Source organism: Pseudomonas sp. NFIX10 (assembly GCF_900111955.1).
Lineage (GTDB): Bacteria > Pseudomonadota > Gammaproteobacteria > Pseudomonadales > Pseudomonadaceae > Aquipseudomonas > Aquipseudomonas fluorescens_AA.
On the sequence record NZ_FOKH01000042.1, the window covers coordinates 1 to 23563 of the forward strand.

The following is a 23563-nucleotide window of genomic DNA, read 5'->3' on the forward strand; positions in this document are numbered from 1 at the left end:
TTTGGTATCGGCCCAATCAATTCCGATATAAGCAGTGAATTTCTGAGACAAGAGCGTTTGCATTGCACACCTCCACAGACGCTAAAGTACATGCAGGAACATGCATGCTTGCGTCCAGCGAAGGCGATATAGAGAGCCGTGCCCGGCTTTCCCTGAGTGTTCGTTAGAGGGCGCAAGCGCACCTGCTGGGCTCGAAGGTGAAGCAGTAATCATCGAGATGCGTTGCAGCCCTATTCGTAGCTCGCAGGTGCATGTTCCTTCCTCGCGACAACCGGACTCCAGCGAGTATCAGTATGGGGGAGCAAGGAACGGACTACCTATATCGCAGCCCAGCGGGGATAAATCCCCTCGCCACAGGGCTGCGTCGATTAACTGATCGGCATCACTGCGTAGAGGCCCTTCAATATTAGGCCGGCTCTGCATCCAAACGTCGAGCTATGACATCAAGCACGTCGCAACCATCCCTCAAGGAGATGCAGCACAGTTGTGCAAAGTCCTGGAGGACCACTGAATCGCTCGGAATGTCCCCTCGCATTGCGAGGTTCTCTAAAAGCTGGGTCACTGCGCGGATTCTATAGCCCGCCGTGTCAAGCAGGATGTGTAAAGGCGCAGTGGTATCGACGAAGAGGGGGTGATCGTCGGCATTACTGGTAAGAGCCATGTATCTATTCATTTTTTAAATTCCATTTGATTAAGGACCTTCTTAGTCGTCGCCAAACGAATAAGGTGGTAGCTGTACGCGGGTTGGCGAACCGGACAAATAGAAAAACCGGCAGATCCGAAGATCTCCCACGCACAGCTACCGAAAAGCAGCATATTGCGCACGGTAGCGTTCCGCAATCCGCGGGAGGTTCCTGCATATTTGTCATGGGTCGCCAAACCCAAGCCGCTCTTACGAACGACACTTGGACTATAGAGCCCTTCTGGAGAAATCATCAATCAGATGATGAGTCAGAAAATTCTCTAAATTATGTGGGCGGGAAATGTCAGAAAACTCCCCGCAGCTATTGCCTCCCCCCGCCTTTTTTTATCCCGCCCAACCCCCTCCGCAACCTGCATGATCACAGCCCAAGGCTTTGTAACAATTGGACAAATGGTCTATAGCTCAAGGCATGGCTGCCGATAGGTAAGTTAATCCCCATGAAAGGAGTGACACCCCATGCTGCGGTTTTTTGCCGATCTGGGCTTTCGCTGGAAAATCACTCTGCCCATTGCGTTCCTGGCGCTGTTGTTGGTGCTGATGGGGTGGACGGGCATGCGTGGCATCGGTCAGGTGACTGAGTCCAGCACGCAATTGACCAAACGTAATCTGCCGGCCATCAGCCTGTTGCTCAATGCCGATCGCGATCTTTATCAGGCTTTCGTCGCCGAGCGCAGCCTGCTGGATGGTCATGCGAATGAGCATATTCAAGCGCTGAGCACCAATCACAGCGAGAATGCGAAGCAGGCTTATGACCGCGTGCAGCAATATGCCGCGATGCAACCCGGTGCCGAGGCGCAGGCCTTGGTCAGTCAGTTCAATGACAGCTTCGGGAAATGGATGCAGGTTTCGCGGCGGGTCCTCGAGCAGTCTGTAAGTGATCCGCAGGGCGCCAGCGCCCTGAGCTTCGGTGACAGTGAACGCCTGTTCGAAACCATGCGGGACTCCATCGACAAGCTGGGTGACCTTGAAGATGCGGCGTCGCATCGCGAAGGCGACGCAGCGATTGAAAACGGCAAGGCAGTCGGTGTGCAACAGGGTGTGATTCTGTTGATCGGCCTGCTCTGTTGCGTCCTTGTGCTTATTGTCTTGCCGTTGGTGGTGCTGAGTCCTATGCGTCGATTGCTGCACCGCGTCGAGCAGATTGCCGAGGGCGGCGGCGATTTGAAAGGGCGTCTCGAAGTACGCTCCGCTGATGAGTTAGGCCAGCTCGGCGGTGCCTTCAATCGTTTTCTCGACAAATTGCAGCCGTTGATTGCCGAGGTTGGACGGGTGACCGGTGAGGTGGACTCCGCAGCGCGCGCCATGGCCGATATGGCCGCGACGAATGACCGCTTGATCAGCAGCGAACATGCGGCGCTCGATCAGGTCAGTACCGCCGCCACCCAGATGAGCGCGGCGGTGCATGAAGTCGCGCATAACGCGGTGAGCGCCTCGGATGCCGCGCAACAGGCGAGCAGTCAGTCTCGGGACGGTGCCGAGGTGGTCAGCAGCACCATCGAGTCGATTCGCCAGTTGGCCCAGGAGGTCGAAACCGCCTCGGGTACGATTGAGGCACTGGCCCAGGAAACGTCCAGCATCGGTGCGGTGCTCGAGGTGATTCGTGGGATCGCCGAACAAACCAACCTGCTCGCGCTGAACGCGGCCATCGAGGCGGCACGGGCGGGTGAGCAAGGCCGTGGTTTCGCTGTCGTGGCCGACGAAGTCAGGGCCCTGGCGGCCCGCACCCAGGATTCGACCAAGGACATCCAGGTGCGCATCGAGCGCTTGCAGAGCGGGGTTGCCAAGGCCGTGCAAGCCATGCATGTGGGCAGCAGCAAGGCCCGGGACAGTGTCGAACGTGCCGCGGGGGTCGATGAGGTGCTCAGCGGTACCAGCGGCTCTATCCAGCGAATCAATGACATGGCTGCACAGATCGCCAACGCGTGTGAAGAGCAGAGCAGCGTCACCGAAGAGATTGCCCGCAACATCTCCGACATCCGCGACTTGTCCAACGAAGCGGCATCCAATTCCGCCCAGAGCATGCAGGCCAGTCAGCAGCTTTCGAGCCTGTCGAGAAACCTGGCGGAACTGACCGGCCGCTTCCGTACCTGAAGCCGGTGGTGTCGTGTCTACTGACGACCTTCTGAGAGCCCTGCATCAGCAGGGCTTTGTCCTGATGCCCGGTATATTGAATGCCGGGCAAATCGCCAACCTGCGCCATGCCATCGACCAGTTGAAGCCCCGGCATTGGGACTACAGCGGCGTGATCGATCATTACAAGTGTGTATTCAATCGCGACCCGCTCTGGCTGCCGTTCCTGGATGTGGCCGGGGTGATCGAGCTGGCCGAGGCTGCCCTGGGCGATGACTGTCATGTCATTGGCCAGACGGCCTGGCGTTGCCATCCGGGCTTTAAGGGGGCGCCGTTGCACCTGGATTACCTGGTGATGGCGTTGCCGCCAGACCTGTTGGCCGATCCGGCCTTTGACCTGCCGATGCAGGTGTTCACCGCGCAGTTTTACCTGGATGACATCGATGCCGACTTGAGCCCGACCCAGGTGATTCCTGGAAGCCACAAGGCCGGTCGGGCGCCAGTAGCGGGCGAAACGCAATGGCAAGGGCGCCCCGCGCAGCCAATACTGTGCAAAGCGGGCGATGTGCTGATTCTGCGCAGCGAACTATGGCACGCCGGCAGTGACAACCGGACCACGGACCGCACACGGTACATGCTCCAGGTGCACTATGGCCGGCGCATGGTTGCGCAGAAGTTCTCGCCCTATCTGCACTGGCAGTTCAATCCTGAGGTCCTGGCAGCTGCGACACCTCGCCAGCGGCGGTTGCTGGGCGACCACCAGGAAGCCGAATACGATTGAGCCTGGCTCAGTCAGATCCAGACATCGTTGACCGCCGTTCGCTCATTGGTTTCTTCGCCGGTATTGATCACGCCGCGAGGCTCGATCAACAGCAGTTTCACTTCCCGGGCGGCGCTGGGCTTATGCTCCACACCTTTTTTGACCACGTACATCTCGCCCGGGCCAATCGTCACTGCGCCGTCGCGAAAGTCGATACGCAGCTCGCCCTCCAGCACGATGAAGGTTTCATCCGTATCGGCATGGGCGTGCCAGATGAAGTCGCCTTCGAGCCGGGCGAGCTTGAATTGGTAGTCGTTCATTTCGGCCACGACTTTCGGCGTCCACTGTTCCTGGAACAGAGTGTATTTCTGGGCGAAGTTGATGGGGGCGTAACGGGTCATCGAGGCATCTCCTTGGTGGGTGGTGCGTCCTACTTTATTGTTCGAGCCAGCGTGCGTATTGGATGATCGTGCAGCTTTTTGCGCTGCCAAGTCGCTGCCTTAGCGCAGCATGTTCAGCCAGCGTGCCGGTGAAATACCGAAGGCCTGGGTATGCAACCGGGTCATGTGGCTCTGATCGAAAAAACCACAGGCCAGGGCCACTTCGCTCAATGGCGTACCGTGGAAGGCCAGGCGCCGGGCTTCGCTCAAGCGGCGCTGGGTGATGTAGCGATAGGGGCTGGTGCCGTACAGCGCCCGGAAATCCCGGGACAGGCTCCATCGGTCCCTGCCGCTTGCCTGCACCAGATCGTCCAGGGTGATCACCTGGTCGAGGGCATCGTGGATGAACAGACGGGCACGTTCTGCCGCCGGGTAGTCGATCAGCCGCCGTCCGCGCCTGTTGCCCGCCGCAACGTCGAGGGCCTGGGCCACATCGTAGATGGCGTCTTCTTCCTCCAGCGGGTCGAGGGGATGATCCAGGCTGTTCAGCAATCGACGGGTCGCGATGTTGAGGCGGGGATCGCTGGACAATCCACCTTCGATGAAAGGCAGCGGCTTGCCCCCCAACACCTGCTGGATCACCGACGGTTCTATGTAGAACATCCGGTAGCGAAAGCCATCGCGGGTTCCTGCTTCGCCATCGTGCAGCTCGTCCGGGTGCAGGACGATGGTGCCGCCGGGTTGGCTGTGACGCTTGCTGTGGCGATAGTTGAAGCTCTGGACGCCGGCAAGCGTGATGCCGATGGCGTAGGTGTCATGGCGATGAGTGGTGTAGCCGTGCCCACTGAAGTAAGCCTCGATGCGTTCCATTTTCCTCGATTCGGGCGCCCGCACCAGCCAGTCGCGGTTGTGGGGGGATCGAGTCATTTGCGCCGGCCTCCTGCTTTTGTCCGTATACCCTACCTGCCTGGAGACCATCGTCACAGAAAAAGCAGAACCGGTGTAGGCGCTGTCGAGTGCAACGAGACTGCGATCTTTCTCCAGACACTTGAATCTCAAGCGAAAGATCAAGATCAAAAGATCGCAGGCTTCGCCAGCTCCTACGGTCCCCGCCTGGCGCTGTTCAGATCTCTTTTACGGGCGTCTCGTCATGGACGTTCTTGATCAACCTGACGGCGTGAAGGCAGTCACTCTTGTTCACATAGGCTTCGCCACTGGCGATCGTTTCGTGGTTGCCGGCTCTCAAGCGCCAGCGCCATTGGCCTTTTCCGGTGCTCGGGGTGCCTCGGGTCTGTCGATAGATTTCAAAATACATCGGTTCGCTCCCTGCGATTCATTCACTCAAGACATGCGTTGAACATGTGGCTGCAAGCCTAGCCGAGTGGTCGGTTTTGGCTATGGAAAATTCGTTTCCATTGGTTATCAGATATTGCTTGCGTTCGCTATGTTCATCGTGTTGCGGACCCTGATTTCCTATGCCTCGCTGGTGGTCGCGGTCACGTTCCCGGGCGGACTGCAACTGATCGGTATCGGCGTACTGGGGGAGTACCTGGGCCGCACCTGTATCGAATCCAAGCGTCGGCCGGTTTTCCTGGTGTGGCGCATCTATGACCCCAAGGACTGACCATGGAGTAGGAGCTGTCGAGTGCAACGAGGCTGCGATCTTTCCCAAGACGCTTGAGTCTCAAGCAAAAGATCGCAGCCTTCGGCAGTTCCTACAGCCCCGCGTGGAATCAAGGACCAATTCTTTGGCTGGTATTGCGCAGGTGTTTCGCCTTTTTGCGCATAGACGCGCAGCCCCCGGCGTTTCTACACTGCATCCAGTCAAGGAATCGGGGGGCAGGGGATGAACCGCAACGAATTGCGCAAGACCGACATCAACCTGATGGTGGTTTTCGAAACGTTGATGCTTGAGCGCAACGTGACGCGGGTGGCGGAAAAACTGTTCCTGGGCCAGCCGACCATCAGCTCGGCCCTCAATCGCTTGCGCAAGATGTTCAACGACCCGCTGTTCATTCGTGTCGGCCACCGCATGGAGCCGACGGCCCGGGCCGAGGAAATCATCCAGCATCTCTCGCCGGCGCTCGATTCGCTGTCGGTGGCTTTGAGCCTGACCCACGATTTCGATCCCGCCAACAGCACCATGACGTTTCGCATCGGCCTGTCGGACGACGTCGAGTTCGGCCTGTTGCCGCCGCTGTTGAGCAGCCTGCGGCAAGAGGCGCCGCAAATCGTGTTCGTGGTCCAGCATGTCGATTATTGGCGCATCCCTGATTTGCTGGCGTCAGGCGACATCACCGTGGGCATCAGCCAGACGCGCGGCCTGCCGGCCAACGCCAAGCGCAAACTGTTGCGACACATTCAACCGCGCGTATTGCGTGCCGATGCATCGGACACCCCGCTGACCCTGGACGAGTACTGCTCGCGACCTCATGTACTGGTGTCCCATACCGCCAATGTCGCCGGGTTCGCTGATGAATGGCTGGCCGAGATCGGACGCACGCGCAAGGTCGTGCTGTCGGTGCCGCAATACAGCGCATTGCCGGCGTTGCTGGCCGGCACCGACTTGATCGCCAGCCTGCCGGACTATACCGCCGTCGCCATGGCCGCTTCTGGGCACCTGTTCAACGAACCCTTTCCTTTCAAGACCCCGAACCTGGATTTGTCCATGGTCTGGCTGAGCCATGTCGACAGTGACCCGGCCGAGCGCTGGTTGCGGTCGCGGCTGGAGGCCTTCATGGGCGAACGCGTGCCCCTGACAGAGCCCTGACACCGGCCTGGGGCGAAACAAAACCTGCCTGAACGAATAAAGTCGAGGTAAGGTTATGACGGCTGAAACCCCCTCGTCATATTTTCGAATCGGAGTCGAACACATGCCTCACCTGCACATGGAGTACACCGCCAACCTGCCCGAACTGAAGGCCGAGGTCGCACTGCTGCGAATGAACAATGCACTGGTGGCCTCCGGTCAATTTTCCGCCGAGCACGACATCAAGAGCCGGGCGGTGAAGCTCGAGACTTTTCGAGTGGGTACAGGGATCGGCGAGCAGGGTTTCGTGCACGTGAAACTGGCCTTGATCAGCGGACGCTCGCCGGAAATCAAGAAACAATTGTCCGGTAGCCTGTTGGCGGTGATCCAGGACCTGGGGCCATGGCCGGCCGGGGTCAGCGTGCAGTTGTGCGTGGAGATCCTCGACATCGATCGGGAGTCGTATGCCAAGGCCTTGATCGGTCAATGACGATCAGGCGTCGTTTGGGCGCAGGCCTTGATGATCTGTTCGCGTAGCCAGGCGTTGGCACTGTCCTGATCGAGGGCCAGGCTCCACTGCATGTTCAAGGTAAACCCTGGCAGCCCCCTGGGCGCTTCGTGGTGATTGAAAATCGCCTCGTTGGCCAGCAGTTTCTGGATGCGGCGGGGCAGGGTCAGGATGAAGTCGGTGCCTGTGATCATCTTCAGTGCGGCACTGTAGCTGTTGGCGCGAGCGGCGATTTGCCGGTGATGCGCCTGCTGCGACAGCCAGCCATCCACCATGTTGGTCGCTGACGCCCAGGGCGTCGGAAACACGTGTCGGCGCTGTACGAACGATTGAAGGCTCAGTTGCGTCTCAAGCGGCGTCGCCCGTTTATCCACGACGCAGACCAGGTCCTCCTGCAACAGCTGCCGGGATTTGAAATCGGTATGGTTGCTGTGGAAGTTCGGGCCGAAGCAGATCACCAGGTCCAGGCTGCCGTCGCGTAGCTCTTCGGCGGGAATGTCGGCTTCGAGCTTGTGCACGTTTACCACTACCGGCAGATTGGCGTAATCGAAGTTTTGCAGCAGTTGCGGCAGGATCAGGTGTTCGAAATATTCCGGTGCGCAGATATTGAAGGTAATGGCTTGCCGGGTCGGATCAAAGGTTGGCCTGCCGGCATGGCACAGGTTGATGCTTTGCAAAATGCCGCGCACATGATCGTACATGCCCTCGGCCTTGTAGGTGGGGCGCATGCCGGTGCGGGTGTTGATAAACAGTTCGTCTTCGAAGCAGGTTCGCAGTTTCTTGAGGCAATAACTGACGGTCGACTGGCTGACACACAATGCCTCGGACACGCCGGTGACACTGCTTTGCTCGTACACGGCGCTAAACACCATGAGGTCCTGCATGTCGAGCTTTCTGAGGGCGTTACTGTTCAGCATCCGTTCTGTCTCTCGCTGTGCTCCTTGCGCGGATCTTGCGCAAACCAGGCTGACGATCCTAACGGAACGATGGTGCCAAGAGAATGCCAGGCAGGCGCTTTCATGGTCGGGAACGGGACAGATAATGTAGGGAACACGACGTGTCGATCAACGACCGATTCGTTTGCCTATGTTTAGTTTGCGCCGATCCAAGCTCCATCAAATCCAGGTTTAACCGTCCAGGGTGCCGTGGGACGCTTACCCGATGTGTTTCCTGTGATGCGCTCATGGACGGTTCGCCCCTGGCATTCCAATACCCTTCATACGTCGCGGTCGATCCGGTCGGCCGGTTCGCGCCTGCCATGGCCCCGGCCCTTGGGGCGTTGCCTTCCGAGCTGGCCTTTTGGGCACTCTGGCATTGTCGTCATGCGCGCCCTCCAGATACTCGTGTTTCCTGTTGATCACTGATCGTGCTCGCACAACGCCGAGCACGCATTGACGGTGCTTTGTTGCCCGTCCGACATGGAAATACGAGCCTTCTCATGAGCCTTGCGAAAACTTCTTTTGCACCTGTGCAAGACGCCCTGGCGTTCCTTGCACAGAATCCCGATATCGAGCTGTTCGAGTTGTTCATCCTCGATAACAACGGCGTGCCTCGGGGCAAGTTGTTGCATCGGGACGAGTTGCTGGCGGTCTACGAAAGTGGCCGGCCACTGCCCAGTACGATTCTCGGGCTGACCATCAATGGCGACGATGTGGAAAACTCCGGGCTGGTGTGGGACGTCGGAGACATCGATTGCCGCGCCTATCCCATCAGTGGCAGCTTGCAACGCATGCCGTGGCGGTTGATTCCCACGGCCGCGGTGCAGGTCAGCATGCACCCGCAGGAAGGTGGACCGGCGACCATCGCCGATCCGCGTTATTTGCTCAGCCAGGTGATCGAGGCCCTGCAGGCCGACGGTTATTACCCGGTGATGGCGGCGGAACTGGAGTTTTATCTACTGGATGCGCAACGCGGCGACCAAGGCCGGCCGCAGCCAGCGCGGGACGCCGACGGTGGACGACCGCATGCCACACAGGTCTATGGTTTGCGCGAATTGGAGCAGATCGAGCCGTTCCTGGCCGACCTGTACGCCGCCTGCAAACTGCAAGGCATCCCGGCCCGGACCGCCATTTCCGAATACGCACCAGGGCAAGTGGAAATCACCCTCGAACATCGCAGCGATGCCTTGCAAGCCATGGATGAAGCGGTGCGCTACAAACGACTGGTCAAGGGCGTGGCCCACAAGCACGGCATGCAGGCGTGTTTCATGGCCAAGCCGTTCGATCACTTGGCGGGCTCCGGCATGCACATGCATGTCAGTCTGGCGGACCGCGAGGGCCACAACCTGTTTGCCAGTGAAGCCGGCGATGGCACGCCGCTGCTGCGCCATGCGGTGGGCGGGATGCTCGACACCCTGCTCGATTCGCTGTTGATGTTTTGCCCGAACGCCAATTCCTACCGGCGATTCCAAAGCAACAGCTACGCGCCGCTGGCGGCGACCTGGGGCGTGGACAACCGCACCGTGAGCCTGAGGGTGCCGGGTGGCCCGGCATTCTCGCGGCACATCGAGCATCGTATCTGCGGCGCCGATGCCAACCCTTACCTGGCTGCGGCGGCGATATTGGGCGGCATTCATCACGGCATACGTGAACAGTGCGATCCCGGGAAACCTGTGGAAGGCAACGGCTATGCCCAGGTGATCGAACCGCTGCCCACCGACTGGCTCACCACCCTGCGTGCGCTCGAGGCTTCGGCCTGGGCGCGGCAGGCGTTTGGCGAGGCGTTCCTGGGTGTTTATCTGGCGGTCAAGCGCGCCGAATACCGTCAGTTCATGGGCGAAGTCGGAGAGCAGGATTGGCGCTGGTATCTGCATCAGGCCTGAAACAGGTGCCTGGCGGGTTCCTTAAATAATTATTTAATAGCAACTTTTTCACGAAAAATTGATGGTGGGCTACCTAAAGTTTGTGTTGCCGTAGGAAACGATTTTTTCATGTTTGCTGCGGCACTTCTTTTTCAAAGAGCAACTTCAGGAAGCCGTCAACCATCATGCTGACTATTAAAGCCGTGCGCCCCGAGTGGGTGACGCTGGCCGCCAGTGCCTTTTTGTTAGTGGCCTTCAACATCGTGCTCTGGCAACACTTGCTGGCGATCACCACGGCTGACGCTCGGGGCCTGCTGATGTGCGCGGCGTTTGGCGTGATGATTTTCTGCGCGTTCAACCTGGTGTTGACACTCGTGGCCTTCCGTCCGCTGTTCAAGCCCGTATTGATGTTGCTATTCCTGATCAGCGCTGGCGTGGCATATTTCATGGCCCAATACGGCGTACTGATCGACGCCGGCATGTTGCGCAACTTCGCCGAAACCAATGCCACGGAAGTCCGTGATCTGTTGTCGCTGAAGTTGTTTGCCTATATCGGCTTATTGGGTGTCTTGCCAGGCTGGTTGTTGTTCAAGACCCCGATCAACTACCGTAGTTGGCCCAAAGAATTATTAAGTAAGTTGCTGGTCGGCGTGGCCTCGGCCACCGTGATCGGCCTGGTCGCCCTGGCCAACTACCAAGGCCTGTCTTCGCTGTTTCGTAACCACCACGAACTGCGCTTGATGGTGGTGCCGAGCAACTACATCGGTGCTTCATTCGGGTACTTGCGTGAGCAGGTCGCGTCGGCCAAGCAGCCCTTCATCACCGTGGGCGAAGATGCGAGCCGCAACCCGGCCTGGCAAACCCACGGTCGCAAATCCCTGACTGTCCTGGTGGTGGGCGAGAGTGCCCGGGCCGAGAACTTCGGCATCCTCGGTTATAACCGCGACACCACGCCGACACTGGACAAAGAGGCCGGCCTGATCGCCTTCACCGACGTGCATTCCTGCGGCACCGAAACCGCCGTGTCGGTGCCCTGCATGTTTTCCAACATGGGACGCAAGAACTACGACGCCAGCAAGGCCCGGAATGAAGAGGGCTTGCTGGATGTGCTCAAGCGCGCCGGGCTGGAGGTGATCTGGCGGGACAACCAGTCCGGCTGCAAGGGCACCTGCGATCGGGTCACGCTGCAGGATGTCAGCAATCTCAAGGACCCGGCCCTGTGCGCCAACAGTGAGTGCCGCGACGAGATCCTGCTCCAGGGCCTGCAGCACTTCATCGACACGCTCGACAAGGACACGGTACTGGTGCTGCACCAGATGGGCAGTCACGGGCCGGAGTACTTCAAGCGCTATCCCAAGGAGTACGAGCATTTCACCCCGGTGTGCGAAAGCAACGCGCTGAACAATTGCAGCCGCGAGAGCATCGTCAATGGCTACGACAACACGCTGGTGTACACCGATCACGTGCTGTCGACCCTGATCGACCTGCTGCGGGCCAACCAGGACAAGGTCGACACGGCCATGCTGTACCTGTCGGACCATGGCGAGTCCCTGGGTGAATACAACCTGTTTCTCCATGGCACGCCCTACATGCTCGCCCCGGAGCAACAGAAACACGTGGCGATGCTGGCCTGGTTCTCCGACAGCTATCAGAAGTCTTTTTCGGTCGATACCCATTGCCTTCAACTGAGCCGGGAAAAGCCCTTGAGCCAAGACAACCTGTTTCACTCGATGCTCGGGCTGCTGGAAGTCAACAGCCAGGTCTACAACCGGGACCTGGACCTGTTCGCCAACTGCCGCGGCGCGGTCATCGACGGAGTGCTCGCCCGGGAATGATCGCCTCCACCTTTTTTTCACGCCGGGTTGTTTAACCTGTCCCCATTCATTCCCCAAGAGCCGTTTGTATGTCCGGGCAGCCCCCTTCCACCGTCGAGCTTGAGTTCGCCAGGCAACACGACCGGGAACACGCGCAAATGTGCTGCCAGCCGGCGCCTCGGCGCTTGCGCCTGGCGTTCTGGCGTAACGAGCACATGGTGCGCAATGCCCTGAAGGTGGCGGGCGAGCCGGGGCTGGTGCTGGATGTGGCCTGTGGGGCGGGGCGGTTCTGGCCGGTACTGGCCGAGCACGCCAACCGGGTGATCCTGGCGGCGGACCCGTCGCCGGACATGCTCGAACATGCGCTCACCCACCATGGCGGCGCGTTGCTCCAGCGGGTCAAGACCTTCCCGAGTTCGGCCTTCACCCTCGGGCTGTCGGCCAACGCGGTGGACTGTATTCTCTGTCTGCAGCTGTTTCGCCACGTCAGTGCCAGCGAGCATCGCCTGGCGCTGTTGCGCGAGTTTCATCGGGTCAGTCGCGACACGGTGATCGTTTCGGTGCAAATCGAAGGACGCCTCAAGATCGGCCAGGCCCCGCAACGGAGCCTGGCCGACAAGGCTGATGTCGAAGCCGAGTTCCGCCAGGCCGGTTTCAGCGTGCTTTGGTACCAGGATTTCCTGCCCGGTTTCGCGCTGACGCGAGTTTATGTGTTGCGTAAGACCGGTTAATTCTTGATGTAGGACTATTCTTGCTTTTTCGCAGGCGATTTCTCTCAGGCGGCCGCTCTATGGATGCTCGCAATCGCCAGCGGCGATATATACTGCGCGCCATTCTTCAAGGGAGAGCCGTGTGGCCATCGATATTCACTGGATTCGCGACAACGATAGCCTCGGTCAGTTTTGCGCCGAGTGGCAGCAATTGCCATTCGTCGCCCTCGACACCGAATTCATGCGGGTCGACACCTTTTATCCCATTGCCGGTTTGCTGCAGATCGGCGACGGCAAGCGTGCCTACCTGATCGACCCCTTGACCATCGACAATTGGCAGCCCTTGGCCGCCTTGCTGGAAAACCCGGCGGTGCTCAAGGTGCTGCACGCCTGTAGCGAAGACCTTGAAGTGCTGCTGCGCCTCACTGGCAGCCTGCCCGCGCCGCTGTTCGATACTCAACTGGCCGCCGCCTACCTGAACCTGGGTTTCTCCATGGGCTATTCGCGGCTGGTGCAGGAAGTGCTGGGCATCGAGTTGCCCAAGGGCGAGACCCGTTCCGACTGGTTGCAGCGGCCCCTGTCCGAGACGCAGATCAGCTACGCGGCAGAGGATGCCGTGCATCTGGCAGAGGTTTTCGTACAACTGCGCCCGAAGCTTTCCGACGAAAAATACCGCTGGGTCCTGGAGGATGGCGCCGAACTGGTGGCCAACCTGCGTCGCGAAGTCGACCCGTACGAGGTCTACCGCGAGGCCAAGCTGGCCTGGAAACTGTCCCGCGCTCAATTGGCCGTGCTGCGCGAGTTGTGTGCCTGGCGCGAACGCGAGGCGCGGGCCCGTGACCTGCCGCGTAACCGCATCATCCGCGAGCATTCGCTGTGGCCCCTGGCCCGCACCCAGCCGGATAACCTCGGCGCGTTGGCGAAGATCGAAGACATGCACCCGCGTACCGTTCGCCAGGACGGCCAGTTTCTGCTGGACTTGATCCAGCGCGCCGCCAGCATTCCGCCCGAGCAATGGCCGCCGGCCGTGGCCGAGCCGTTGCCCATCGAGGCCTCGGCCCTGGTCAAGCGCCTGCGGGCGTTGGGACAGGCTGAAGCCGAGCGCCTGGAAATTGCTCCGGAGCTGATGCTGCGCAAGAAAACCCTCGAAGCGCTGATCAAGAGCGGCTTTCCCGAGGGCCCTTATCAATTGCCCGATTCGCTGCGTGGCTGGCGTCGCGAATTGATGGGCCAGGCGCTGCTCGACAGCCTGGCCACTGCCGGAGAACAGCCTTGAAACGTATCTGTTCCATCTACCGCAGCTCGAAGAAAAACGAGATGTACCTGTATGTGCTCAAGAGCGATGCCTTGAAGCGTGTTCCCGAGCCGTTGATGGCCGCCTTTGGCAAGGCGATCCATGCCTTTGACCTGGTGCTGAGCCCCGAGCGGGAACTGTCCCGGGAAGACATCGGCAAGGTGCTGGAAAACCTCGACACCCAGGGCTATCACTTGCAGATGCCGCCGGCCGAAGACGAGTACATCGAGCATTTGCCCGAAGAATTGCTGCGCCGCAACGACCCGGTCTGACGGCAGTGGGGGCATCTGTCCTGGATGCCTTTTGTAATACTGGAATAGTTTATTGACGACGATCGCAGGGATGGAGCGACACTCTGCCGGCGCTCGTCTGCACTGTTTTTGAAAGGTTTGATTCATGCGCGTTCTGATTGCCGAACACGATCACGCGGTGTATGCCCAGCTTCTGCGTCAGGCTGCACCCGATATTGAAGTCCTGACCAGCGGCGATTCCGCCGAACTGTCGCGACTGGCCGCCGATTGTCCGGTCTGGCTCGGCCAGCCTGATCTGCTGGCCACCCTGTTGCGTCAGGGCCACCAGCCCCGTTGGCTGCAATCGACCTGGGCGGGCATCACGCCGTTGCTGGCCGATGGCTTGAGCCGCGATTACCGCCTGACCCGTGCGGTGGGCATTTTTGGCCAGGTGATGGCCGAGTACGTGCTCACCTACATGCTCGGCCATGAGCGCGAGGTGCTGGCCCGGTTGGTCAGCCAGGTCGAGCGCAAGTGGGACAACCGCCAGGGGCAAGGCCTGGCCGGGCGCAAGGTGTTGATCGTCGGCACGGGGGACATCGGCCAGCGTGTGGCGCAGTTCCTGGTACCGTTCGGCGTGCAGCTGTATGGCATCGCCAGCGAAGCCAGGACGTTGGCACCGTTTATCGAAGTCGGGGCGTTGAAGGACTTGCCTCGTCTGGTGGGCGAAATGGATTACGTGATCAATTTGCTGCCCAATACGCCGGATACCCATGACATCTACGACGCGGCGCTGTTCAAGCAATTCAAGCCGAGCGGGTTGTTCATCAACGTCGGTCGCGGCGTGGCGGTGGTGGATGCGGACCTGGTGCAAGCCCTGAAGGACGGGCACCTGGCCGGTGCGGTGATCGATGTCTGCCGCCAGGAGCCATTGCCACAGCGCCATCCGTTCTGGACTGCCTGGGGGCTGCTGCTGACCGGCCACAGCTCGGCACCGACCTCGCCACCGATGATGGTGCAATTGTTCCTGGAAAACCTGCGGGCCTACCAGGCGGACGAAGCGCTGCGCGGGGAAGTGGATTTCAGCCGGGGTTACTGAAGCCCATTTTCAGTGCTCACAAAAAATGAGTTCGCCACAGAGCAAAATGTGGGAACGAGCTTGCTCGCGATAGCGGTGTTTCAGTCAACCTCAAAGTGGCTGATCTGACGCCATCGCGAGCGAGCTCGCTCCCACAATGAGTTTTCAGTGCTCACAAAAAATGAGTTCGCCACAGAGCAAAATGTGGGAGCGAGCTTGCTCGCGATAGCGGTGTTTCAGTCAACCTCAAAGTGGCTGACCTTGCGCCATCGCGAGCAGGCTCGCTCCCACAGTGGCTCTTCAGCGGTCACAGAATAGGGTTACAGGGTGAAGTCGCCTTCGGCCACCAGTTCGCTCAATGGCCGGCGCGGGCTTGGGACTTCGCGGGCCTGGAGGGATTCGGCCAGGGTCGATTTGTCCCCCAGCTTGCCAATCGCCACCGCGGCGTGCAGGGCGTAGCCTTCCGGGATCTTCAGTTCCTTGCGGGTCAGTTCCTGGTCGAAACCGGCCATGCCATGGGTGTGCCAGCCGCTGAGGCTGGCTTGCAACGCCAGGTGGCCCCAGGCCGCGCCGGTGTCGAAGGCGTGGGTCTGGGCCGGGGTTTCCTCGGTGGCACCGGGCACCGCGAAGGTGGTTTTCGAGACGACGATCACCAGCGCCGAGGCGTGTTGGGCCCAGCCGCGGTTGAACGTGTTGAGCAAACCCAGGAAACGCTCCCAATTCGGCGTGTCGCGTCGTGCGTACAGGAAGCGCCATGGCTGTGAATTGTAGGCCGAAGGGGCCCAGCGCGCGGCTTCGAAGAAGCTCAGCAAGGTTTCTTCGGCAATGCTTTCGCCGGTAAACGCGCGGGGCGACCAGCGTTCGATGAACTGAGGGTGGATCGCGTAATCGGCAATGCGGGAATTGGCGCTCATGGGCTCACCTGGTTCGAGTTTGGAAAGACAATGCAGCAACCTACGTCCCGGCGTCCGGCCTGACAAGCCCCTGCCTACCGACAGTCGCCAATGCTTGGCCTGAGGAGGTCCCGGCACTAGACTGTCGGCCTTTCACCACCTGATGTTGATGCTTGAGCCATGGCCGCCAAAGTCGAACCGTTCTGGATACGCAAAACCCTCGATCAGCTCGATACACAGGAGTGGGAATCGCTGTGCGACGGCTGTGGCCTGTGCTGCCTGCAAAAGCTCGAAGACGAAGACGACAACAGCGTCTACTACACACGCATCGCCTGCAAACTGCTGGACCTGAAAACATGCCAGTGCACCGACTACCCTAATCGCCGTGAGTTCGTGCCCGATTGCATCCAGCTCACGCCGGGCAAGGCCGATGAGTTCAAATGGCTGCCGCCGACCTGCGGTTATCGGCTGGTCAGCGAAGGCAAGGACTTGCCGTTGTGGCACCACCTGGTCTGCGGTGATCGAGAGGCCGTGCACCACGAACGCATTTCCCAGTCCGGGCGCATGCTGGCCGAAGGCAGCGTGCCGGAAGACGATTGGGAAGATCATCTGATTTTCCGCGCTGGCTGAACCACCGGGCGGCGCATCACCAGGGAGAACCCATGGCTGCAGGATTGAAACGGATGCTGGCAGCCGGGCTGCTGGCGGTGTGCGGGCCGCTGTGGGCGGCGCAGAAAGTCGACCTGGATTATCACGTGCACTTGTTGCCACAGAGCGATCAGGCCGAGGTGCGCCTGACCCTGGCCCGGGGGGCGGCGGTGCGCAGCCTGGATTTCGACCTCGGCGACGGTAGCCGCTACAGCGATTTCAAGGCCGACGGCCAATGGCAGCTCACCCCCGGCAAGGCGGCGCGTGGCGTCTGGCATCCGGCCGCCGACAAGGCCAGCCTGAGCTACCGTGTGCGCATCAGCCATGCCCGCAAGAACGCCACCTTCGAAACCCGCATGACCCCGACGTGGGCGTTGCTGCGCGGCGACGATCTGGTGCCGGCGGCCAAGCTCGACCAGCAGGATGGCGTCGAACTGGTGGCCCGTCTTGAGGTGGAATTGCCCGACGGCTGGAAAAGCATCGAGACCCCCTGGCCGCGTATCGGCAAACAACGTTTTCGCATCGACAATCCCTCGCGCCTGTTCGACCGCCCCACCGGCTGGATGCTCGCCGGCAAACTGGGCAGCCGCCGCACACGCCTGGGCGAAACCGAAGTGACGGTGGCCTCGCCCCGGGGCCAGGGCATGCGCCGGATGGATGTGCTGACGCTGCTGACGTTCGTCTGGCCGCAAGTGCAAGCGTTGGTGCCGCGCCATCCGGCCAAGTTGCTGATCGTCGGCGCCGGTGATCCGCTGTGGCGTGGTGCCCAGGCCGGCCATGACTCGATTTATCTGCACAGTCGACCGCCACTGGTCAGCGAGCGGGGCAGCAGCCCGTTGTTGCGGGAGTTGGTGCAGGCGCTGGCCCGGGTCAATGATCGGGATCGTAGCGACTGGATCAGTGAGGGGCTGACTGAGTACTACGCCATTGAACTGCTACGCCGCGCCGGCGGCTTGAGTGATGAGCGCTACCAGACCTTGAACGACCGGCTCGCCCGCGAGAGCAAGGGCGTCACCACCGTGCGCGGCGAGCAGATCGGCCCGGCGGCGGTGGCCAAGGCAGTGTTGCTGTTGCAGGAACTGGACCGCGAGATTCGCCTGAAAACCCGCAACAAGCGTTCGCTGGATGATGTGTTGCAGGGGGCGATGCGGTTGGAGACGGTCGATACCAAGGAGTTTGTGCAGCTCAGTGAGAGCGTTCTGGGTGGGGCCTCCACTGTGCTGGATAGCCGATTACTTCAGTGACCCCGCCATCGCGAGCAAGCTCGCTCCCACATTGGATTTTCGGCGTTCATAAAACCTGTGGGAGCGAGCTTGCTCGCGATGAGGCCATCAGCGGCGCTGCAAAAATCAGAGCCCAGCCTTCGGCGAAACCAGCGAATCATTCCCGGTCACCGTCGCCGTGCCAGTCGCCGCCTCGGCATTGGCCTTCAGGCGACTCAGTTCGTCACCGGCCTCCTCGATACGGGCGCGGGCACTGTTCAGATTCTGGCGATTCTTCTCCAGCAGGCTCTTGGCCGAGCAATGCCCGGTGATGCCCCGCGCCAGGGCCATGCCGCCGATCGCCAGTTGAGCCAGACCGATCACCCCGCCACGCCGCAAGCCCTTGCCCATCATCAGCACACCGCCGGCCAGTGAGCCAATGCGTTCCCAACCATGCACGTTTTGCGGCGGACGAGATTGGAAAGGGGTGCTCTCGATCGGCTCGAACGGATTGTTATCGCTCATGATCTGTCTCCAGTATGGGGTTGGTATAAAACTGACTGCCCGAGCGATTGCCTTGTTCAATCGAGTTTTGCACCGATCAGCGGAATTGCGGCCCCGAACGGGTGTTGTTGCCTTTGGCCATGCGGTCGTACAGCACGACGTTGACGGTGGCGGCCAGGTTCATGCAACCGGTGGTGGGGATGTACACCACGTCCTCGCACCAGTCGCGGATGTCCTTGTCCAGCGAGCCGTCCTCCGGGCCGAAGATGTACAGCGCCCGGTCCGGGTGGGTGTATTCGGGCAGGGGGCGAGCGCCTTCCACCATTTCCACAGCCACTGGTACACAGCCCAGGGGCAGGATTTTCTTCAGGTCGTCGATACCGATCAGCGGGATGTCGTAGTGGACTTTCTTGGTGTCGGTGACGAAGTCGGCGGCGCGCTCATAGCGCTTGCCGGTGTAGAACACCGACGCCACGCCGTAGCAACCGGCGGCACGCATGACCGAACCGACGTTTTCCGGTGACTTGGGGTTGAACAGACCGATGCAGCTATAGCGTTTGTTGGCCACGGGCGGGGTGCCTTTGGGGAAAAGGCGCGATTATACGGGGAATGGGGGAGGGTGGTCAGGTTCGAGATGTGTGGTGTTTATTTGATCGCCATCGCGAGCAAGCTCGCTCCCACATTGGATTTTCGGCGTTCACAAAACCCTTGTGGGAGCGAGCTTGCTCGCGATGGCAGCCTGACAGGCTGTAAATTACTCGTCTTTCTTCATCAACCCGGCCAGCGCGGCGAAGGGGTTGTGGGTCGCCTTGGCGATTTTCGGGGTGCTCAGGGAGCCGTCGCCGAAGTATTGCTGGTCGGTGTAGCGCGAGTGCTCGTTATCGTGGCAGTACAGGCACAGCAGTTCCCAGTTGGAACCGTCCTGGGGGTTGTTGTCATGGTTGTGGTCGCGGTGGTGAACGGTCAGTTCGCTCAGGCGCTTGCCGGAAAACTCACGGGCGCAGCGGCCACAGACATGGGGGTACATTTTCAGGGCTTTGTCGCGGTAGCCCATCTCCCGGTCGCGCTGGGCATCGGCGAGGATGCGGTCCAGCTTGGCGGTGTTGGACGGTGGCGTTGACGAACTCATGGGTTCACCTTTGTAGATAAAGACTGATGACGGTTGGGCACAGTTTAGCTTAGCCCTTGAGTTTCTCGGCAATCCAGATGGTGTGGCGGGTGCCTTTGTTGCCATGGGCGAACACTTGCACTTCTTCGGCCTTGAAGCCGGCTTTCTTCAGCTTGTCGGAGAACTGCCGGTCAGCGCTGGCCGACCACACCGCCAATACGCCCTTGGGCCGCAAGGCCTTGGCGCAGGCAGCCAGGCCACCGGCCGAATACAGCCAGCTGTTGGCTTTCTGGGTCAGGCCTTCCGGGCCGTTGTCGACGTCCAGCATGATCGCGTCGAAACCCTGGGGCTCGGCTTGCAGCACCTTGGCCACGTCTTCCATGCGGATCACCGTGCGCGGGTCTGCCAGCGGTCGCCCGGCCTTTTCACCCAAGGGGCCACGGTTCCACTCCACCACACCGGGCACCAGCTCGGCCACCACCACTTCGGCGGTCTTGCCCAGGTGCTTGAGGGCCGAGGCGAGGGTGAAGCCCATGCCGAGGCCGCCGATCAGCACGCGCGAGCCAGGACGACCGGCGACCTTGCGGCAAGGAATCTCTGCCAGGGCGTCTTCGGAACCGTGCATGCGGGTGTTCATCAACTGCCCGCCGTCGCCACCCTGGATCTTGATGACGAAGTCTTCGCCGTACTCGAACAGGCACAGGGCACCGCCGTTATCAGGGATGGGTGTGGTGTCGAGCAGAACGAAACGTTTCATGGAAATCTCGTAGGAAGGCAAACCGCGCGGTAACGACTAGCCTTAAAGCAGACAATAGCCACGGAGCCATTGATGAAGTGCATCATTCTAACGGCCATTGCCCTGGCGGCGCTCTCAATAAGTTGCGCCCAGGCTCAACAACCGACGATTCCGGTCAACCCGCCGAGCATCCCCGGGTCGCCGGGCACCGCCACCCCCATGCCGTATCCGCCGGTCACGCCCAACGGTGTGCCCAAGGCGGGGACCGGAAGCGGTGGGCCACCCTTGCTGCCGCCCATTGAAATGCCCAAGCCGCCCAAGGACCAGCCGATACCGGGCATGGAGCCAAAGCCGGTGAAGGCCAAGTCGCCGGGAGGGTAAATCGACAAGACGACGCATAACCTGTGGGAGCGAGCTTGCTCGCGATAGCGGTGTGTCAGTCGACTTCAATGCTGGCTGATCCGCCGCCATCGCGAGCAAGCTCGCCCCCAGAGGGTTTATGTGTTGTTGTCAGACCTGCTGCGACAGCAACTGCCCATCGGCCATGCGCAGGCGCTTGGACAGGGAGACGGCGAGGGCGCGGATGATCTTGGCGGCGATCTTGGGGGCGTCGTTGAGCATTTTTTCCAGGGAGTCCTTGCCCAGGTTCAGCAACTGGCAATCACTGGCGGCGATGCAACTGGCCGAGCGCCGTTCGCCGTCGAGCACGGCCATTTCACCGAAGGCCCGACCGCTGCGCAGCGTGGCGATGGTCACGGGTTGGCCGTCGGGACCGGTTTTCTGCACGGCCACCTGGCCGGTGTGGATGATGCACATGAAGCTGCCGGCATCGCCCTCGTGGAAAATCGCTTCGCCCTCGGCAATGGCGCTGATGCTGAAGTAGCCCGACGCCGCAGCAAAGTCGACGGGCAGCAACTGGTCGAACAGACCGCAGTCCATCAGCCAGTCACGGATTTCTTTGTTCAGTAAGGTCGGTTCTGACATGTTGGCACGGTCTTTTTCTTGTGTCTGCTACGGGTTTGGATTGAAGAAGAACCCTTGTGGGAGCGAGCTTGCTCGCGATAGCGATGTGTCAGTCAACATCAATACTGACTGATCCGACGCCATCGCGAGCAAGCTCGCTCCCACAATTATCTGATCTGGGATGCCCAGCGCATGGAGCTAAGACCCGGCCATCCCACAGAGTTCCTCAACCCAACCCCAAAACCTTCAAGACAAATGCATATTCGAGCGCTACGTCACGCAATCCCTGGTAGCGCCCGCTCATTCCGCCGTGGCCGGCGCCCAGTTCGGTCTTGAGCAGCAGAGGGTTGTCGTCGGTCTTGGTGGCGCGCAATTTCGCCACCCACTTGGCCGCTTCCCAGTACTGCACGCGACTGTCGTTGTAACCGGCGATCACCAGCAGCGCCGGGTACGCCTGGGCGCGGACGTTTTCGTACGGGGCGTAGGCCCGGATCCGATCATAAACGTCCGGCTCCTCTGGATTGCCCCATTCGTCGTATTCGGTCACGGTCAGCGGCAGGTCCGGGTCGAGCATGGTGTTGAGCACATCGACGAACGGCACCTCGGCAATCGCAACCTTGAACAGCTCCGGGCGTTGATTGAGCACTGCGCCGATCAGCAGGCCACCGGCGCTGCCGCCGCTGATCGCCAGTTGTTCGGCGGTGGTGAAGCCGTTGGCGATCAAATGCTCGGCACAGGCGATGAAATCGCTGAACGTGTTGTGCTTGTGTTCCTGCTTGCCGGCGCGATACCAGGCTTCCCCCAGCTCGCCGCCGCCTCGCACATGGGCGATGGCAAACGCCACGCCGCGGTCGAGCAGGCTCAGCCGCGCATGGGAAAACCACGGGTCGAGGCTTTCGCCGTAAGCGCCGTAGCCGTACAGGTACAGCGGTACCGGCCGGCCGAGGGCTTCGCGCTTGACCACCAGGCTGATGGGCACTTGTGTGCCGTCTGGTGCTGTGGCCCACAGCCGTTGGCTGACGTAGGCATCGGCATCGAACGGCCCCAGTACCGGGGTTTGCTTGAGGACAACCTGTTCGCCGCTGGCCAGGTCCAATTGGCGGATCTGCGCCGGCCGGTTCAGGGCCTCGTAGCGCAGGCGGATGCGATCGCTGGCGAATTCCAGGCTGTTCTGCACATGCAGGCTGTAGGCCGCGTCCGGCAACTGCACCCGATACGCCGGCAAGTCCTGGGGATGCACCTCGATGATCGGCAGGCCGCCCTCACGCAGGCTCAAGGTCATGGCCCTGGCGTTCAGGCTCAGGCCGTCGATCATCACCGTATCGCTGTGGGGGATCAGGTTCTGCCAGTCGGCCTCGGTCGGCGCCACGCCGGTGTCGGCGGCCTGGTACAGGGCGAAGTTGATCCCGTCGCGGTTGCTGCGGATCAACCAGGTCCATTGGCCATCGAGCAGGCCGTGGTCGACGTCGTATTCGTGGTTTTCCAGGCGTGGCGCCAGGCAGGTGAAGGGCTGTTGCGGTTGCGCGGCGTCCAGTACCCAGACTTCGCTGGTGGTCTTGCTGCCCAGGGACAGGATCAGTTGCTTTTCCGAGCTCGAACGATAGCAATGCAGGAAGAAACGCCCGTCCGGCTCATGGAACACTTCTTCGGCGGCGGTGCCGTCCAGGCGATAGCGCCAGAGCTTGTGGGGGCGGTGGGTGTCGTCCAACTCACCAAAAAATAGCGTCAGGCTGTCGTTGGCCCAGGTCATGCTGCCGTCGCAATTGTCGAAGGACAGCTCACTGATCCTGTCGTTGGACAACTCCTTGACGAACAGGGTGTAGATCTCGTCGCCCGTGGTGTCCAGGCTGTAGGCCAGGCGCTGGTGGTCGGGGCTGATGCTGAAGGCGCCCAGGGCAAAGAATTCGCCGCCGGCCAGCGCGTTCGGGTCCAGCAGCAGTTGTTCGTGGCTTTCGTCCACGTTCAGGCTGTCGTCGGCCGGGCGTGGGCAGCGGTAGTGGCGCGGGTATTCGTCACCGGCGGTGGTGCGGGTGTAATACAGGTATGGGCCCCAGGGCGAGGGCAGTGACAGGTCGGTCTCGAGGATCCGGCCCTTGATTTCCTGGAACAGGGTTTCGCGCAATTCGGCCTGATCGGCGAGTTGCGCCTCCTGATAGCGGTTTTCCGCCTTGAGGTAGTCGAGCACGGCGTCGGTGTCGCGCTCCTGCAGCCAGGCGTACGGGTCAACACCGGCGTCCCTGCGGGCAATCGGGGCGTTGGAAACGTGGGCAGATAGGGACATGAAAGGCTCTCGAACGTTGTACGAAAAGGGGCACGCGGCCTGGACAGAACCCACCACACAGGCCATTCGCCAGACGCCGGGGCAGCCTGACGCGCGAAAAGCCGTTACTATAAGCGTCTCTTTGCCTGCCTT

24 protein-coding genes and 3 pseudogenes are annotated in these 23563 nt (G+C 60.8%); 15 read left to right on the top strand and 12 right to left on the bottom strand.

Translation table 11 applies throughout. From position 1 onward, the window contains the following. Window positions 1-406: 406 nt before the first annotated feature. On the bottom strand, window positions 407-673 hold the full coding sequence (locus tag BM321_RS31115) for a short-chain dehydrogenase (protein ID WP_092445983.1): 267 nt from the start codon (window positions 671-673) through the stop codon (window positions 407-409). A 486-nt stretch (window positions 674-1159) separates the two neighbouring features. Between BM321_RS31115 and BM321_RS31440 the strand changes: the two are divergent. From BM321_RS31440 to BM321_RS27160, 3 genes and pseudogenes are all read left to right on the top strand, one after another. Beyond that, a pseudogene (locus BM321_RS31440) lies at window positions 1160-1936 on the top strand (MCP four helix bundle domain-containing protein); the annotation flags it as partial. 258 nt (window positions 1937-2194) lie between these two features. Continuing rightward, a pseudogene (locus tag BM321_RS31445) lies at window positions 2195-2794 on the top strand (methyl-accepting chemotaxis protein); the annotation flags it as partial. A gap of 13 nt (window positions 2795-2807) precedes the next feature. Continuing rightward, window positions 2808-3554, top strand: coding sequence for a phytanoyl-CoA dioxygenase family protein (locus BM321_RS27160; protein WP_092445987.1), 747 nt, complete (start codon window positions 2808-2810; stop codon window positions 3552-3554). An 11-nt stretch (window positions 3555-3565) separates the two neighbouring features. On the opposite strand, the gene BM321_RS27165 is transcribed toward BM321_RS27160, so the two are convergent. From BM321_RS27165 to BM321_RS27175, 3 genes are all read right to left on the bottom strand, one after another. Continuing rightward, window positions 3566-3934 (bottom strand): cupin domain-containing protein, encoded by a 369-nt coding sequence (locus BM321_RS27165; RefSeq protein WP_092204441.1) that lies wholly within the window; start codon window positions 3932-3934, stop codon window positions 3566-3568. A 99-nt stretch (window positions 3935-4033) separates the two neighbouring features. Beyond that, entirely contained in the window at window positions 4034-4840 is an 807-nt protein-coding gene (locus tag BM321_RS27170; RefSeq protein ID WP_092445989.1) for an AraC family transcriptional regulator, read from the bottom strand. A 196-nt stretch (window positions 4841-5036) separates the two neighbouring features. Next, a complete protein-coding gene (locus BM321_RS27175) occupies window positions 5037-5228 on the bottom strand; it encodes a YegP family protein (RefSeq protein ID WP_092204443.1) in 192 nt (63 codons plus the stop codon). A gap of 84 nt (window positions 5229-5312) precedes the next feature. Here BM321_RS27175 and BM321_RS27180 point away from each other — a divergent pair. From BM321_RS27180 to BM321_RS27190, 3 genes and pseudogenes are all read left to right on the top strand, one after another. Then, window positions 5313-5537: pseudogene (locus tag BM321_RS27180) on the top strand (glycosyltransferase); the annotation flags it as partial. Window positions 5538-5759: 222 nt separating this feature from the next. Further along, entirely contained in the window at window positions 5760-6683 is a 924-nt protein-coding gene (locus tag BM321_RS27185; RefSeq protein WP_092332677.1) for a LysR substrate-binding domain-containing protein, read from the top strand. A 103-nt stretch (window positions 6684-6786) separates the two neighbouring features. Further along, on the top strand, window positions 6787-7152 hold the full coding sequence (locus tag BM321_RS27190; protein ID WP_092445991.1) for a 5-carboxymethyl-2-hydroxymuconate Delta-isomerase: 366 nt from the start codon (window positions 6787-6789) through the stop codon (window positions 7150-7152). On the opposite strand, the gene BM321_RS27195 is transcribed toward BM321_RS27190, so the two are convergent. After that, window positions 7146-8087 (bottom strand): LysR family transcriptional regulator, encoded by a 942-nt coding sequence (locus BM321_RS27195; protein ID WP_092445993.1) that lies wholly within the window; start codon window positions 8085-8087, stop codon window positions 7146-7148. The genes BM321_RS27190 and BM321_RS27195 overlap by 7 nt on opposite strands. Before the next feature lie 521 nt (window positions 8088-8608). Between BM321_RS27195 and BM321_RS27200 the strand changes: the two genes are divergently transcribed. From BM321_RS27200 to BM321_RS27225, 6 genes are all read left to right on the top strand, one after another. Next, complete coding sequence (locus tag BM321_RS27200) at window positions 8609-9991, top strand: glutamine synthetase family protein (RefSeq protein WP_092445995.1); 1383 nt, start codon at window positions 8609-8611, stop codon at window positions 9989-9991. A gap of 164 nt (window positions 9992-10155) precedes the next feature. Then, window positions 10156-11805 (top strand): phosphoethanolamine transferase, encoded by a 1650-nt coding sequence (locus tag BM321_RS27205; RefSeq protein ID WP_092445997.1) that lies wholly within the window; start codon window positions 10156-10158, stop codon window positions 11803-11805. Window positions 11806-11873: 68 nt separating this feature from the next. After that, the gene (locus tag BM321_RS27210; protein ID WP_092332667.1) at window positions 11874-12515 is read left to right on the top strand and encodes a class I SAM-dependent methyltransferase; all 642 of its coding nucleotides are present in this window, start codon (window positions 11874-11876) and stop codon (window positions 12513-12515) included. 121 nt (window positions 12516-12636) lie between these two features. Then, window positions 12637-13770, top strand: coding sequence for a ribonuclease D (rnd, locus tag BM321_RS27215; protein WP_060738742.1), 1134 nt, complete (start codon window positions 12637-12639; stop codon window positions 13768-13770). After that, window positions 13767-14060, top strand: coding sequence for a YcgL domain-containing protein (locus BM321_RS27220; RefSeq protein WP_092204454.1), 294 nt, complete (start codon window positions 13767-13769; stop codon window positions 14058-14060). Before rnd ends, BM321_RS27220 begins: the two co-directional genes overlap by 4 nt. Window positions 14061-14184: 124 nt before the next feature. Beyond that, a complete protein-coding gene (locus BM321_RS27225; RefSeq protein WP_092445999.1) occupies window positions 14185-15117 on the top strand; it encodes a D-2-hydroxyacid dehydrogenase in 933 nt (310 codons plus the stop codon). 299 nt (window positions 15118-15416) lie between these two features. Here BM321_RS27225 and BM321_RS27230 read toward each other — a convergent pair whose 3' ends face one another. Next, the gene (locus tag BM321_RS27230; RefSeq protein WP_092446001.1) at window positions 15417-16010 is read right to left on the bottom strand and encodes a nitroreductase family protein; all 594 of its coding nucleotides are present in this window, start codon (window positions 16008-16010) and stop codon (window positions 15417-15419) included. Window positions 16011-16169: 159 nt separating this feature from the next. Here BM321_RS27230 and BM321_RS27235 point away from each other — a divergent pair, with 159 nt between their 5' ends. Together BM321_RS27235 and BM321_RS27240 are read left to right on the top strand one after the other, a co-directional pair. Continuing rightward, complete coding sequence (locus BM321_RS27235; RefSeq protein ID WP_060738739.1) at window positions 16170-16619, top strand: YcgN family cysteine cluster protein; 450 nt, start codon at window positions 16170-16172, stop codon at window positions 16617-16619. Window positions 16620-16651: 32 nt separating this feature from the next. Continuing rightward, complete coding sequence (locus tag BM321_RS27240; RefSeq protein WP_092446003.1) at window positions 16652-17881, top strand: hypothetical protein; 1230 nt, start codon at window positions 16652-16654, stop codon at window positions 17879-17881. Window positions 17882-17986: 105 nt separating this feature from the next. Here the strand turns inward: BM321_RS27240 and BM321_RS27245 are convergent, their stop codons facing one another. The 4 genes from BM321_RS27245 to BM321_RS27260 all read right to left on the bottom strand — a co-directional run bounded on the left by BM321_RS27245 (window position 17987) and on the right by BM321_RS27260 (window position 20208). Then, window positions 17987-18364 carry a YgaP family membrane protein gene (locus BM321_RS27245; RefSeq protein ID WP_092333172.1) on the bottom strand — a complete coding sequence of 126 codons (378 nt, stop codon included), beginning with the start codon at window positions 18362-18364 and terminating at the stop codon, window positions 17987-17989. 76 nt (window positions 18365-18440) lie between these two features. Continuing rightward, on the bottom strand, window positions 18441-18911 hold the full coding sequence (locus BM321_RS27250) for an RNA methyltransferase (protein WP_092446005.1): 471 nt from the start codon (window positions 18909-18911) through the stop codon (window positions 18441-18443). Between the two features lie 186 nt (window positions 18912-19097). After that, complete coding sequence (locus tag BM321_RS27255) at window positions 19098-19472, bottom strand: YajD family HNH nuclease (RefSeq protein WP_003184246.1); 375 nt, start codon at window positions 19470-19472, stop codon at window positions 19098-19100. Between the two features lie 49 nt (window positions 19473-19521). Then, window positions 19522-20208: a spermidine synthase gene (locus BM321_RS27260; RefSeq protein ID WP_018607541.1), complete on the bottom strand. Its 687-nt coding sequence runs from the start codon at window positions 20206-20208 to the stop codon at window positions 19522-19524. Window positions 20209-20280: 72 nt separating this feature from the next. On the opposite strand from BM321_RS27260, the gene BM321_RS27265 reads away from it, so the two are divergent. Further along, window positions 20281-20568, top strand: a complete 288-nt coding sequence (locus BM321_RS27265) for a hypothetical protein (RefSeq protein WP_046062927.1) — start codon at window positions 20281-20283, stop codon at window positions 20566-20568. Between the two features lie 129 nt (window positions 20569-20697). Here the strand turns inward: BM321_RS27265 and BM321_RS27270 are convergent, their stop codons facing one another. Then, window positions 20698-21171 (bottom strand): cyclic nucleotide-binding domain-containing protein, encoded by a 474-nt coding sequence (locus tag BM321_RS27270; RefSeq protein WP_057449793.1) that lies wholly within the window; start codon window positions 21169-21171, stop codon window positions 20698-20700. Between the two features lie 205 nt (window positions 21172-21376). Then, complete coding sequence (locus BM321_RS27275) at window positions 21377-23431, bottom strand: S9 family peptidase (protein WP_092446007.1); 2055 nt, start codon at window positions 23429-23431, stop codon at window positions 21377-21379. Window positions 23432-23563: the final 132 nt, after the last annotated feature.